Raw genomic sequence first — 13,776 nt, 5'->3', positions numbered from 1 at the left:
TTTTCCGTAATTTAAGCAGGTAGTGTAAAGACCTCGTATGCAGTTGATACATTTGCCGCATCCTTTGTGGGGCTTTCATTTAACTTTACAATACGTTAAAATATCTACGGAGGTTTTTATGAAAAACTGTAATGCTGCCATTATCGGCCTTGGCGGTTTTGGAAAAATTATTTCAGCTGCCGTAAAGGAAAGTAAAAAGGTTAGACTAATTGCCGGTTGTGATATAAATCCTGATAAGCTCGAAAAATTTAAAGAAGAAACCGGTATAGAAAAGGTCTATGACAGTATAGAAAAGCTATTATCCGATCCCGCCATAGATTTAGTCATAATAGCCACCTTGCCTTCTAACCATTATGATTTGGGAAAACTTGCCCTGAAATCCGGCAAACACGCCTTTTTTGAAAAACCCGGAGCCCTGACACCCCAACATATGGCAGAACTTATTGAGCTTTCCGAATCAAAGAATTTAAAAACCAGCATTGATTTTGTAATGCGCAGAAATCCTCTGTACTTCATACTGAAGGAGATTAGCGAATTAAATTTTTTCGGCCTTCCTGAGAGGGCTGCTTTAGAAAACTATGCCCATGATGACAGCCTGCCGCCGGAGCACTGGTTTTGGGATTATGAAAAAAGTGGCGGAATTTGGATAGAACATGGAGTCCACTTTTTCGATATAGTCAATTGGCTCATGGGCAAGCCAAAGAAAGCCTGGGGAGAAAAAATACCCAGGGAAACTTTAGGTTTTGTGGACAGAGTGCTTGGGACAGCTTATCACGAAAATGGCGCTGTTATTAGTTACTATCATGGCTTTACAAAGCCGGAGGCCTTTGAAAATACGCGTTTTTTTCTGATTTTTGAAAAGGCTTATACCGAACTTGAAGGCTGGATACCGGTAAAGCTCACAATAGACGCCATGGTAACTCCTGAAATTGAAAAATTTTTGATGGGTGATTTATTGCTAAAAGCCCGCTCTTTTTTGCCGGGCGTTGACGTAGCCTTAGAAACCAAGTTATTAAACAACTGGAATGATGAAAAAACCTTTATTGGTCGCGGCAAAGAGTATAGGGCTACGGCCAGGATTAAATTTACTTATCAATTAACTGTTGACCGCTGGGAGGTATATAGGGCCTGTGTTCGCCAGGGAATTGAGGATCTTGCCGCTGCTATAAAAAACGAAAAATATTTGCCTGATGTAACGCTATATGATGCAAAAAATGCATTGGAAGTTGCCTTTATGATGGAGGGACGAGAAATTGGATAAGTGCGGCCAAAGAAGCCGCACTTATTATTAACTCCACGGGTTTACCGGAAACTTTTGAATTACTCTCTTCAAAACCTTCATTTCTTCTGGCGTATCATCGTGAAACATGCCTTTTTTTAACCCCTGCAGGTGTCTTACACCCTTTCGGGAACTTATGCCCATCTCTTTTGTCAGTTTTGAAACTGTCTTATTTCTGGCTGCGTTCAAAGAATCTATAAAGTTTTCGCCGCTTTTAAGCTGATTTTTTAATTCTTCAGTTAGATAAAATGAAGCCATTTGAGTCAAGGGATTGCCGCAAAAACCGCTTCGCGTTACGCCAAATACTTCCGGCAGCTTTTTCGCAATGCCGATTTCCACAGACCACTTAAGTTCCTCTGTCTCCCTTGCCATACACTCCCTCAGTGTCTTCGGAGTGCACATGGCATAGTTTTTAAGGGAGCGTATAATGGCATGTTCTACCGTATGAGCCTTCTCCGGTTCGATTTCTTTGCCTATATAACCCACTATGGCTACATCCTTGCCAGTTTCTAAATCGAAACCGTATATGGTTATCTCTATATCCCTTCGATCTGAACCAAAGGTGGTGTATCCTCCCGTAGGATACCATCCTGCTCCGCAGATTACGGGATATCCCATGTTACGCAGTTCATGTACATCTATTTTTTCCACGTCCAGGGCTATCATTCCTTCATTGGAAATGGCAAAGCTCTTAGCCTTATACCTTTCTCTACCCATTACCCGCGCAAACAGAGCATTTGTGCCCATTTGAGGAACTTTATCCGTCCACAAATCTTCTATCCTCGCCAATACGCCTACAGGATAAGGCTTTTGGTCGTCAGAAGATAAAGGAAATAAAAAAATATCGCTGCCTACACCTGCCTTTACTAATGAATTGGCAAAAAAGGGCTCAAGAAATACGCCTTGGAGCACACCGCCATCTGTCCGCGGCAACACTCCGTTTAGAATGGGTATTGCATAAACTTCCAAGGGATAAACCTCCTTTAGTAGCCTGACTGAGCAAGCTTTGAAAAGTAGTTGTTCAGTATTTCTTCTATACTGCTTACATCCTTGCACTGCTGCAGCTCATTTTTGACAGGAGCTGAATAGGGCAACCCTTTTATATACCATGCCAGATGCTTGCGCATTTCTAAAATTCCTAAGCGCTCTCCATGATAATATATGGCTTTATTTAAGTGAAGTAACATTGTCCTGTACCTTTCATCTAATGATGGCGGGGCTAGTTTTTCGCCTGTTGCTAAATAGTGTTTAATCTCCCTAAAAATCCACGGATTGCCCAAGGCTCCTCTGCCTATCATTATGCCGTCACAGTTTGTGCTACCTAGCATACTCGCTGCATCTTCAGGAGTAAAAACATCGCCATTTCCAATTACCGGAATACTGACGGCTGCCTTTACCTTTTTTATAATATCCCAATCGGCCTTGCCTTGGTAAAACATCTCTCTGGTCCTGCCGTGAATCATAATCATTGCTGCGCCACTTATCTCTGCCATAATGGAAAACTCTACGGCATTTACGCTGCTTTCATCCCAACCTTTTCTAATCTTAATGGAAACCGGTTTTTTTGAAGCCTCACATGTGTTTCTAATTATTTTACCTGCAAGCTCAGGTTCCTTCATCAGGGCGCATCCATCGCCGTTTTTAACTATTTTTGGTGTAGGACAGCCCATGTTTATATTTATAAAATCAAAGGGTAAGTCCTCGATTTTCTTTACTGCAGCTGCAAAGTCTTCCGGGTTGTTGCCAAAAAGTTGAATTCCTATAGGACTTTCTTCTGGTGTTGTTTGTAGCAATTTGAATGTTTTTGCATCATTATACACAAGGCCGCGAGTGCTTATCATTTCCGTTATTAATACATCGGCCCCATACTGCTTACATATACTCCGAAAGGGTAAATCAGTTATACCGGCCATTGGCGCCAGATACAATGGTATATTATGGTACTTATGCAATACTTTAACCTCCGTGGTCTATAAAATTTAAGGGAAAACCTTGGTTTTCCCTTAAATTCTAGTTCTTATTTTTATCGTAAATTAGTTTTAGTCCATCAAGTGTCAGCATCAGATCTACGGCATCGATTTTTTTAGTTCCACTGCATATAAGGGGTGCAAGACCGCCAGTGGCTACCGTAAAAATTCTGCCACCACCCATTTCTTCTTTCATCTTATCAACGATATTTTCCACAAGCCCTATATATCCGAAATAAATACCCGATTTCATGCTTTCAGCCGTATTCTTTCCGATTATTCGTTCAGGTTTGGCAATTTCTACTCTGTATAGCCTGGCTGCTCTTTTAAAAAGGGCTTCTGAAGAAATGTGGATACCGGGAGCAATGGCACCTCCTAGATAGTCAAAATCTGCCGTTATGGCATCAAATGTGGTGGCAGTGCCAAAGTCTACAATTATAACAGGCCCGCCATACTTGTGATAAGCAGCGACCGCGTTTACAATGCGGTCTGCTCCAACTTCTTTGGGATTATCGTATTTTATTTTGATGCCGCTTTTAATACCTGGTCCAACCAATATGGGCTTAAATCCAAGGTATTTTTCACACATTTTTTCTAAAACCGTTGTTAAAGGAGGAACAACTGAAGAAATTATTCCACCTTCAAAGCCTTTTGAATCTAACCCTTTGGATTTGAGCAGGTTATCAAAAATTAGGCCGTATTCATCCTCTGTAAACTCATGGTGTGTGGCAATTCTAAATGATGTTATGAGACTGGAGCCTTCAAAAACCCCAATAACCATATTTGTATTTCCTAAATCAATTGCCAGTATCAAAGAATCACCTTCTTACCTTCCGCAAAGCCCTGGAAGCTATAACGGTAATTACCACAGCCACAATGATTTCTGGTATGCCGTGTGTAACTACTATTGCCCATGCTGCCGCTTTCGGCAAATATCCACGCACAACTGCAAGGACCATAACACCTGCTGTATTAGAAAAAGTCCCTAAAGCTGCCGCTAATGCTTCGCTGCGGGTTATGCGGTAAACAACATATGCCACAATGCCGATTAAAACTCTCGGTGCTATTGCAACAATAGGGTCCGCAAACATCGGGATGCTCGCCCTTAAAAAACTGTAAAGGCCAAAAATCAGACCCGTAAGGGCTCCTACCTTCGGTCCTTCCAGTACGGCACCGAGAATCACAGGGATGTGCATAATGGTAGCATGGCCTGCTGCAGTGGGAACCGGTATGAAACCCAGAGGCGTCATTCCCAATATTATAGACAACGCCCCCAAAAGTCCCGATACAGTCAATGTCCTCGCCTGCCATCGGTTAGCCGTTGAATCAGTTTTCATTTTTCCACCTCCGTTCCAGCTCCTCTCAGGATGCCGGACGTATTTATTACCTTTTAATTTTATCAGGAGACTATTTTAAAATCAATATTATACGCAACTTAGATTCCTTCAAAGGCCTTTCGCCTTAAACTTAATATCCTGTGCTCTAAGTATATTAAAAGCTCCTGTATATCTTCATCATTTAAACTGTAATATACATACTTGCCCTGCTGTCTGCTTTTTAAAATTCCGGTGTTCTTAAGGGTCTTTAAATGACCGGAGATATTTGCCTGAGAACTTTGTAGTTCCTGGACCAACTGACTTACAGTTTTTTCTCGCTCCATCAAAGCTTTTAGAATCCTGAGCCTTGTTTTATCGCCTAAACAGCGCAAAAAATCCGCTTGATATTCCAAAGCATTCTTCAACAATGCCAACCTTATACCTCCTGATTTTAAATCTGCCGATTTTATTATATCATGTTTTGTTAACTTTTTTCACTATACACTGCATTATATGGGTTTTGGTTATTTTCCTAGCAACAATTTCGCACCTAATGCTAAAAATCCCACACCTAAAAGCTTTAACCAGGTTAATGGGCATTTTTCCATGCCGAATATCCCAAAGTGGTCTATAAGGCATGCCGTGAGCACCTGCCCCACGATAATTGAAGTAGTTGCTGCAGCAGCTCCCAATTTGGCTATGCTCATCACTACACCATAGGTAATGCCTACGCCAATTAGCCCTCCGGCATAATAGTACCAGGGAATGCTGTCATAATTGCTCCAATCTCCGTTGCCAAAACCTAAAATTAAAACGGCTGCCATTGTCAATGTAGCTATAAAGTGCACTATAAATGTAGATTCTGAAAGGCCTATGGCTTTACCCACTGCAGAGTTCATAGTTCCCTGAACTGCCATGGCAAGACCGGCCAAAAAGGCAACTAATAGAAAGAATATATCTTTAGTTATTGACAACTCAATCACCCTTAATTTAGACTGCCTCTAGGAATTTAAAATTATACTTTTTGCGAAGATATAAGGCCTTTTAATTGAAGATGGCAGCACCGTTCCCTAAAGCAAGACTGCTTTTTTGCGACGGTCAAAGACAACTTTTCAAAATCATAGTTATCGTAAATGCATACTGAGGTGAATATATGACGGTATGCAAGCCCTTTTAAGCAAGACCGTCGTTGTTCTTAAGCTTGGGGCAAACGTAGCGGGGGCAGCGTGCAGGACGCACGCTGGCGGGCGCTCGGCAGGATGCTGAATTGCCCGCGTACCCCTGCGGAGTGAGACACAAGCTTTAGAACAACAGGAATTGATTATAGGGATGGCTGCCGTCATATATTCACTTATTTAGAATTTACAAAGAAGTATAACGCAAATTAAAAGAGGCTGCAGCGTGTGCAACCTCATTTTCTTTAGTTATGCACTTGCAAAAACCTCAAGAAATTCGTCTTTATCAAGCTTTTCCCGTTCAAGTAGCGCCTGGGCTACTTTGTGGAGCTTGTTGATATTTTCCGAAAGAATCGTCTTGGCATTATTATAGCATTTATCAATGATGCTCTTTACTTCTTTATCAATTGAAGCCGCAACTTCTTCGCTGTAATTTCTGCCTCTAGCCAGATCTCTGCCCAGGAAAACTTCTTCATCTTTGTGGCCAAGAGTCATTGGACCAATATTTTCGCTCATGCCATATTCCATAACCATTTTTCGGGCTATTTGGGTTGCCCTCTCTAAATCGTTTTGGGCACCGGTGCTCACTTCATTCAGCACCAGCTCTTCTGATACCCTGCCGCCCAAAAGATGTGTTACCTGGTCCATTAACTCACTTTTGCCCATGAAGAATCTGTCTTCCTTTGGTAAAATCATGGTATATCCACCGGCTCTGCCCCGAGGTATAATAGACACCTCATGGACAGGATCCACTGTAGGCAACAAGTGAGCCACCACAGCGTGCCCGGCTTCGTGATATGCCACTAAACGGCGTTCCTTCTCGGTCATAACCCTGCTCTTTTTTTCGGGGCCCGCAATTACTCTTGTAATAGCTTCTTCCAATTCCGGCATCTCTATCTTTTTCTTGTTCCGGCGAGCAGATAAAAGTGCAGCTTCGTTCATAAGATTTTCCAAGTCAGCACCTGTAAATCCTGGTGTTCTGCGTGCAAGCACGGAAAGTTCAACATCTTCCGCTAGAGGTTTACTTCTGGCGTGAACTTTAAGTATCTCCTCTCTTCCCTTTACATCAGGCCTATCTACAACTACTTGTCTGTCAAAACGACCTGGTCTTAGCAGTGCTGGGTCCAAGATGTCAGGTCTGTTTGTTGCTGCTAAGATGATGATACCTTCGTTTATTCCAAAGCCGTCCATCTCCACCAAGAGCTGGTTTAGAGTTTGTTCTCTTTCATCATGGCCACCGCCAAGGCCGGCACCGCGCTGACGGCCAACTGCATCAATTTCATCAATGAACACAATACACGGAGCATTTTTCTTAGCTTGTTCAAATAAGTCCCTTACTCTTGCAGCGCCTACACCTACAAACATTTCTACAAAATCGGAGCCGCTTATGCTAAAAAACGGAACACCAGCTTCCCCTGCTACGGCTCTTGCCAGCAGGGTTTTACCGGTACCTGGAGGGCCAATAAGTAGCACGCCTTTTGGAATACGTGCTCCAATTTCTATAAATTTCTTAGGGTGTTTTAAAAACTCCACTATCTCTTCAAGTTCCTCTTTGGCTTCATCAACACCTGCTACATCTTTAAAAGTTACCCGCCGCTTGTCGTCAGTATGAAGCTTAGCTCTGCTTTTACCAAAGGACATTACACGTCCGCCGCCTTGGCCTTGCTGCATAAAAAAATACCAGGCACCTATAATAAACACCATCAGCAAAAGAGGTGAGAGGATCTGAGTCCACCATGGAGTAGTAGGTTTGGGCTCAGAATCAACTTGAAGTTCCCCTTTGCTGGCAGGTTGATCTATCTTTTCCATAAAAGTAGTAAGATCCGGCACATAGCTTACAAAATTTCGACCATCTTTTAAGGTGCCGCTTATGTTATTTTCCACTATTTTGATTTTGGAGACCTGATCTTTATCTATGAGCTGAATCAATTCCGAATATCCTATCCTAACTTGAGCTGCTTCCTGGCTGGAATACCATTGAACCAATGATAGAACAAGAATGATTATCAATAGATAAAAGCTAATGCTCCGGAAAAAATTGTTCAAAAATTCTCCCCCTTCCAGGATTAGATGCTCTCACGATATTTTACCACAACATAAATCTTTTTACAATTATACCCGGTCTATTGTACAACCCTTTCTCAATTCACTTTACTGATGATTTTGATATATTTCGGGTTTTAGAACACAAATGTCCGGCAAGTTTCTGTATTTCCCTGCGTAATCCAGCCCATATCCCACAACAAAATAATCGGGAATCTCAAAGCCAAGGTAATCTACTTTTAAATCAATCTTACGTCGGCTGGGTTTATCAAGAAGTGCACATATCTTAAGGCGCTTGGGTTTTCGTGATTTTAATATATCGCACATGTAGCTTAAAGTAAGCCCTGAATCGATTATATCTTCAACCACTAGCAGGTCTTTTCCCTCAACTGTCTCATCTAAGTCCTTTAAAATCCTGACAACGCCCGATGACTCTGTAGATGAGCCATAGCTTGATACAGCCATAAAATCTATATTTAGCGGTAAATCAATATGTCGAATAAGGTCTGCCATGAACACCACGGCACCTTTTAACACGCCCACAAGTAACAAATCGTCACTGTCTTTGTAATCATTGGTTATTCTTTCCCCTAGCAGCTTAATTTTTTGTTTGATTTGTTCTTCAGAAATTAGTACTTTTTCAACATCGTTGATTAACATACTTTTCCTCCTGTTCCTTTCTATTTATATTCTATTAGAAATCGACATTATTTTTAAATTAAAACAATTTTATCACATTGGTGATAGTCAATCAAGGGCGTACTGCGGGAAAGACGGAAATAAAAAAGCAGATATACCAATAAAATAGTACATCTGTTGGATTTTACAAACGTTGTTGATAAAGCTAGTTTATCTTACGCCATTGCCCTGCTTGTTACAACCTTTGCACTGTCAGCTTCATTTAAGGTGTTTGCATACCTTACTAAATAGAAAAGGAATTATTATATATTAATAAAACCCACTAGCTTACTAATTGTAAGCCAGTGAGTTTTATATATGTGCTTTTATATATTTTATTAAAAGTTACTTTTAGTTGACTATATAGAGCCTACGCGCAATACAGTCTTATATTTCATAAAATCTTCTCTTATTGATCTGAGATATTCTATAGCTTCCTCAGTTTCATACACCTGAACCGTTTGATAAAAACCTTTTTCTAGTTTTTCACCGTATTCCGGAATCTGGGATACTTCTACAGCGATATCGCTCATTCTCTTGATAATGGCTGGGTCTGTGCCTTTGGGGAAAGCAATAACATATGGTTTGTCTATAACCAAATCAACACCTTTTTCCTTAAATGTGGGAATGTCTCCCAGCAATGGATTTCTCTCCGCACCAAATTGTGCAATTGCTACCATATCACCTGTATTAATATGATCTTTCACAGTACCATATGAAATGGCCGCCAGATCAATTCGATCTCCAAGTAGGTGTGCTACTTTTTCAGATGCTGATCCAGCATCAACTATTTGTAGCTTAATTCCTGCTCGTTCTTGCAATAATAATCCTTGTAAATGTGAAAAACCACCCAATTCTGTTCCATATATAATTTTTTCAGGTTCAGCTTTTGCCTTTTCTACTAAATCTTCATAGGATTTTATACCGGAACTCTTGCTTGCCACAAGGATAGTGCTGGTATCTACCGCAGGAATAGTAGCAATATCAAAGGCCTCAAAATTGTAATCTATTAATCCAGATACCTCATTTACAATCAATGGACCAATATGGGTAAATAATGCTTTGGTTCCGTCTGCCGGTGAGTTCAAAACGGTTTGTGTAGCGATAGTTCCGCCAGCTCCATCCATATTTGTGACGACCATCGGCTGCCCGGTTATTTCTTCAAAATACTGTGCAAATGTCCTCGCATTGAAATCTGTATCTCCGCCTGCTGCTGCATGTAAGACGACTTCAAAAGCTTTGTCAGGCCAATTGATTTCTTCGCTATTTCCAGTGTTATTTGCAGCATTGTTCGCTGCTTCTTCTTTGGCACCACATCCAACTAAAAGGGTCATAATCAATACCCCAATAATTATAAATGCCCATGTTTTCTTCATTTTTTCAGCCTCCAATTAATTTTTTTATTTATTAAAAATTATTTTAAGCCTATTACCTTACTAAACACGGTTTCTTATTATCAAACTTCCAACCCTTAATTATGTATTGCATCGCCATCGCATCATCTCGATCGTGATAACAACGATCTATCTTGTTGTAGAGGGCATTAGCTTCCATGACTTTATCCATATCAATGGTAACACCTAATCCAGGCCTATCATCAACTATAATTTTGCCGTTTTTAATTTCAAAACCTTCACTGCACAGATTCTGCCCATCCTGCCATATCCAATGGGTATCTATAGCAGTAATATTTCCCTTTGCCGCTGCTGCAGTTTGTGCAAAGATAGCAAGCGAAATATCAAAGTGATTGTTGGAATGGCATCCCCAAGTCATTCCCCAATCATTTAAGACTTGACTTGCCCTCACGGAACCAGACATGCCCCAAAAATGGGGATCCGCCAACACTATATCCACTGCCTTTAATACAACCGAATGATGAAATTGGCGCCAATCGGTGGCAATCATATTAGTTGCTACTGGAAGGCCTGTAGCCACTTTAAATTCCGAAAGAATTTCTCTACCTGAGAATCCTGCCTCTGGACCACATGGATCTTCCACATATGTCAATACGTCCTTCATCTCGCTGCAAAGTTTAATAGCCTCTTCCAGTGACCAGGCACCATTTGGATCGATATTAATTCGGGCATCCGGGAAGTTCTCCTTTAAAGCCCGGACTGTTTCCATTTCTTTTTCTCCTTCTAAAACACCTCCTTTTAGTTTAAAATTTCTAAAGCCATAATGTTCTTTTGCAGCATATGCCTGTTCTACAACAGCTTCTGGCGTTAGTGCAACTTTTCTCCTGATTCTAAACCACGGATCTTTGCTGTCACTTTCATCTATGTAACCTAAATCAACCTTGTCTTTATCGCCAATGTAGAAAAGATAACCTAATACCTCTACTTCATCGCGCTGCTTGCCATCTCCCAGCAATGCGCAAACCGGAAGATTTAAAAATTTCCCCAGCAAATCTAGTAGGGCAGCCTCAATAGCTGTTTCACATCTAACCACATCTTTTAACTTCGAAATATCTAGCCTTTGTATACCCTCGGAATTTGATTTTCCTCTCGTAGATTGAATATCGTTAATAATTTTTCTGTGATTTGCAATCTCTCGGCCTATAACTAATTCTTTATATTCGTTTAGTGCGTCTGTTATTGATTCTCCCCCGTGCACTTCTCCTACACCTATATTGCCGGCATTGTCCTCTAAAATTACAAGGTTTCTGGTAAAATACGGAGCATGTGCACCACTTAGTGTCATTAGCATACTATCATAACCCGCAACGGGTATGACATCCATCTTTTTTACAATCGGTGATCCGCTCATTGAAATCTCGTTAACCCCCTTTAGTTTGCATAAATCAAAAGTTAAACTAAGTGATTGTCAACTTTAAGCTCATCTATTGGACAGCTGCTTTTACCTTTTTTATATCCTTTATTAGAGAATAAACTAAAACAGCGACAGTTAGTATTATAAATACAGCGGCAATCGGTTTTGTAAAGAAATCAAAGAAATTGTTTCTTGAAAACATCAGAGCACGTCTAAAATTTGTCTCGGCCATTCCACCAAGAATAAAGCCGATGATAAAAGGTGCCTGCGGAATACCAAATTTTACAAAGACATATCCGATAAAACCGAACACCAAAATTGCCACAACATTAAAAGCATTGTTTGATAATGCAAAAGCTCCTACAGTTGTAAATACAAAAACAACTGGCAATAAAATATGCACTGGCACGCGAAGAGCTTGTATAAAGAATCTGAGACCGTAAAATTCACATATAACCATTAGCACAGAAGCTGCCATAAACGCCACGAATATTGTGTAGACCAATTCAGGTTGATTTCTAAAAAGCAGTGGTCCTGGCGCAAGTCCGTGAACCATAAAAGCACCTAACAATACAGCTGTAGATCCATCTCCAGGAATTCCAAGTGATAAAAGCGGAATCATGGCTCCACCGCAGGAAGCATTATTTGCCGTTTCAGATGCAACAATTCCATCAGGAATGCCTGTACCAAACTTCTCTGGATATTTAGAACGCTGCTTTACGACACTATAAGCAATGAGATTAGAGGATGAACCGCCTATTCCCGGGATAATCCCCATAACAATACCAACGACAGCTGCTATAAGACAATTCCATTTTTGATCCCAGAACTCTTTTAGTGTAAATCCAAAACCCTTGACATTTTTTAAATCTATTTTTACTATCTCTGGTTTTTCTTCCAATTTAATGGTTTCTGCTGTTTTTAATATCTCCGTTATTGCAAACAAACCGATTAGCACAACTAAAGTGTCAAATCCATTAAGGAGCTGCGTTGAACCAAAGGTGTAGCGCTTTACCCCATCAACCGGCGCAAGTCCGATAGTAGCAAATGCCATTCCCAGCAATGCACCAAGCAGAGATTTTATAAGCGAATCGCCTGCTATTGATGAAATTAGCACTATAGAAAAAATGGCAATAGCAAACAATTCGTGAGGACCAAATTTTATTGCAATATTTGCTAAGGGTGGTGAAATAAAGATCAACGCAAGTGTGCTAAGAATGGTTCCTATAAAGCTAAAAATAACACCCATTCCGATAGCTTTTACCGCCTGCCCCTTTTTTGTCATTGGATAACCATCTAAGCATGTCGCCACAGCATTTGGGGTCCCGGGTATATTTATCAAAATTGCTGTTATTAATCCACCAGAAACTGCTCCAATATAAATAGCTATTAAAAATGGTATACCAACGATTGGCTCCATAGTATAGGTAAAAGGCAAAAACAAAACAAGTGCCATAACAGTTGATAGGCCAGGAACTGAACCGAAAATAATGCCAACTACCGTTCCTAAAAACATTAGAAGAATCGTATTGATAGATAAAACGTTCTGCAATCCCTGCGCAAAATACTCTACCAAAGCCACAACCTCCTTTGTAATATTTTAAACCCAACTTCTGATAATCAGCACGCTGATGTGCAAAAGAACTTAATTCAGTTTTAGGATTTATTTAATTGAACTGCTAAGACAATTGGCGTCGTTAATTCAAAATTCGTACTTGAAATATTGCAACGTCGTCTTTTAATGCTTATATAATGCCATACAATATGCCTTTTGGTAAAAAGATGTTAAAGGCATAATAGAATAAGCAATATACTCCCAACGATGTGCAGGCTGCTATGACGGTATATAAAACATAATTTTTCCTCGCATAAGTTGGTGTTAAAATGCTCATTTGCAACAGGAGATATATAAATGTCATAATAATAAATCCTATAGGTTCATATAGTAAAATGTACATTATTGTTACGGCAACGGTCTTCAATAAGGTGCTTTTATCGATTTTTTCACTTTTTTTTGTGGAAACAGATTTTTGTATTCCGAGCCAAATTTGAAAGAACCCTATAATTGTTAAACAAGTACACAGTAGAAAAGGTACAAATCTAGAGTCTACTACGCCTTCCGTCCTTGGCAGTGACAGCGTTAAAAAGAAGTAAATGGCCGCAAACACTAAAGTCGCAATGCCCAAAATTACATCCTTGTTATTTTTAGAAAGCTTGGTTTTCTCTGTACTCATTTTTCCCCTCCTTTACACAAATCAATTACTACTTCAAGTAGATTGAGTACTTAATTTATTATATTTTTATTATAAAGTAGAATTTTAAAATGTTGTATACGCACTTTGCCCAAAATTTTGATAGCTATTTAATAATTTTTTAATCACTTTGGCAAATCCCAATTTACAAAGTGACTCTACAGTTTTTTTCATTGAATATTTAATAAAAACAATATCTATTTTAACCAAAAAAAATCTGGTTAATTGTAAAATTAAATGCGACAGTAAAAAAGTTGAACCATAGCGTGAAACCCGATATGATGTTGGTTGGCAAAA

At 40.0% G+C, this 13,776-nt stretch carries 14 protein-coding genes; 1 reads left to right on the top strand and 13 read right to left on the bottom strand.

The genetic code is table 11. The features are described from left to right. Positions 1-118 precede the first annotated feature (118 nt). Positions 119-1,261 carry a Gfo/Idh/MocA family protein gene (locus JT739_RS10965; RefSeq protein ID WP_237661165.1) on the top strand — a complete coding sequence of 381 codons (1,143 nt, stop codon included), beginning with the start codon at positions 119-121 and terminating at the stop codon, positions 1,259-1,261. A 27-nt stretch (positions 1,262-1,288) separates the two neighbouring features. Here JT739_RS10965 and JT739_RS10960 read toward each other — a convergent pair whose 3' ends face one another. From JT739_RS10960 to JT739_RS10900, 13 genes are all read right to left on the bottom strand, one after another. Next, positions 1,289-2,248, bottom strand: a complete 960-nt coding sequence (locus JT739_RS10960; protein ID WP_237661164.1) for a hypothetical protein — start codon at positions 2,246-2,248, stop codon at positions 1,289-1,291. A 14-nt stretch (positions 2,249-2,262) separates the two neighbouring features. Further along, positions 2,263-3,231: a tRNA dihydrouridine synthase DusB gene (gene dusB / locus JT739_RS10955; protein ID WP_237661163.1), complete on the bottom strand. Its 969-nt coding sequence runs from the start codon at positions 3,229-3,231 to the stop codon at positions 2,263-2,265. A gap of 58 nt (positions 3,232-3,289) precedes the next feature. Then, on the bottom strand, positions 3,290-4,060 hold the full coding sequence (locus tag JT739_RS10950; protein WP_237661162.1) for a type III pantothenate kinase: 771 nt from the start codon (positions 4,058-4,060) through the stop codon (positions 3,290-3,292). Positions 4,061-4,064: 4 nt separating this feature from the next. After that, positions 4,065-4,583: an ECF transporter S component gene (locus JT739_RS10945; protein WP_237661161.1), complete on the bottom strand. Its 519-nt coding sequence runs from the start codon at positions 4,581-4,583 to the stop codon at positions 4,065-4,067. Between the two features lie 98 nt (positions 4,584-4,681). Continuing rightward, complete coding sequence (locus JT739_RS10940) at positions 4,682-4,996, bottom strand: helix-turn-helix transcriptional regulator (RefSeq protein ID WP_237661160.1); 315 nt, start codon at positions 4,994-4,996, stop codon at positions 4,682-4,684. Between the two features lie 90 nt (positions 4,997-5,086). Continuing rightward, the gene (locus JT739_RS10935) at positions 5,087-5,536 is read right to left on the bottom strand and encodes a DMT family transporter (protein WP_255688723.1); all 450 of its coding nucleotides are present in this window, start codon (positions 5,534-5,536) and stop codon (positions 5,087-5,089) included. A 450-nt stretch (positions 5,537-5,986) separates the two neighbouring features. After that, positions 5,987-7,783 carry an ATP-dependent zinc metalloprotease FtsH gene (ftsH, locus tag JT739_RS10930; RefSeq protein ID WP_237661158.1) on the bottom strand — a complete coding sequence of 599 codons (1,797 nt, stop codon included), beginning with the start codon at positions 7,781-7,783 and terminating at the stop codon, positions 5,987-5,989. Positions 7,784-7,888: 105 nt separating this feature from the next. After that, positions 7,889-8,440 (bottom strand): hypoxanthine phosphoribosyltransferase, encoded by a 552-nt coding sequence (gene hpt / locus JT739_RS10925; RefSeq protein WP_237661157.1) that lies wholly within the window; start codon positions 8,438-8,440, stop codon positions 7,889-7,891. Positions 8,441-8,817: 377 nt separating this feature from the next. Continuing rightward, positions 8,818-9,834, bottom strand: a complete 1,017-nt coding sequence (locus JT739_RS10920) for a tripartite tricarboxylate transporter substrate binding protein (protein ID WP_237661156.1) — start codon at positions 9,832-9,834, stop codon at positions 8,818-8,820. Between the two features lie 52 nt (positions 9,835-9,886). Beyond that, a complete protein-coding gene (locus JT739_RS10915) occupies positions 9,887-11,224 on the bottom strand; it encodes an enolase C-terminal domain-like protein (protein WP_237661155.1) in 1,338 nt (445 codons plus the stop codon). Positions 11,225-11,297: 73 nt separating this feature from the next. Further along, positions 11,298-12,803: a tripartite tricarboxylate transporter permease gene (locus JT739_RS10910; RefSeq protein ID WP_237661154.1), complete on the bottom strand. Its 1,506-nt coding sequence runs from the start codon at positions 12,801-12,803 to the stop codon at positions 11,298-11,300. Positions 12,804-12,972: 169 nt separating this feature from the next. After that, positions 12,973-13,461, bottom strand: a complete 489-nt coding sequence (locus JT739_RS10905; protein ID WP_237661153.1) for a tripartite tricarboxylate transporter TctB family protein — start codon at positions 13,459-13,461, stop codon at positions 12,973-12,975. 84 nt (positions 13,462-13,545) lie between these two features. Continuing rightward, positions 13,546-13,776 (bottom strand): hypothetical protein (locus JT739_RS10900; protein ID WP_237661152.1); only part of this gene is annotated, 231 nt, incomplete at its 5' end.

Source organism: Tepidanaerobacter sp. GT38 (genome assembly GCF_021991635.1).
Classification (GTDB): Bacteria; Bacillota; Thermosediminibacteria; order Thermosediminibacterales; family Tepidanaerobacteraceae; genus DTU063.
Note: the sequence above shows the minus strand (reverse complement) of the source record. Positions and strands in the feature narration are given on the sequence as shown.

Coding starts and splice junctions, on each gene's coding strand:
- hpt (WP_237661157.1), bottom strand. CDS start 8,440: ATGTTAATCAACGATGTTGAAAAAGTACTAATTTCTGAAGAACAAATC.
- JT739_RS10920 (WP_237661156.1), bottom strand. CDS start 9,834: ATGAAGAAAACATGGGCATTTATAATTATTGGGGTATTGATTATGACC.
- JT739_RS10965 (WP_237661165.1), top strand. CDS start 119: ATGAAAAACTGTAATGCTGCCATTATCGGCCTTGGCGGTTTTGGAAAA.
- JT739_RS10915 (WP_237661155.1), bottom strand. CDS start 11,224: ATGAGCGGATCACCGATTGTAAAAAAGATGGATGTCATACCCGTTGCG.
- JT739_RS10945 (WP_237661161.1), bottom strand. CDS start 4,583: ATGAAAACTGATTCAACGGCTAACCGATGGCAGGCGAGGACATTGACT.
- JT739_RS10905 (WP_237661153.1), bottom strand. CDS start 13,461: ATGAGTACAGAGAAAACCAAGCTTTCTAAAAATAACAAGGATGTAATT.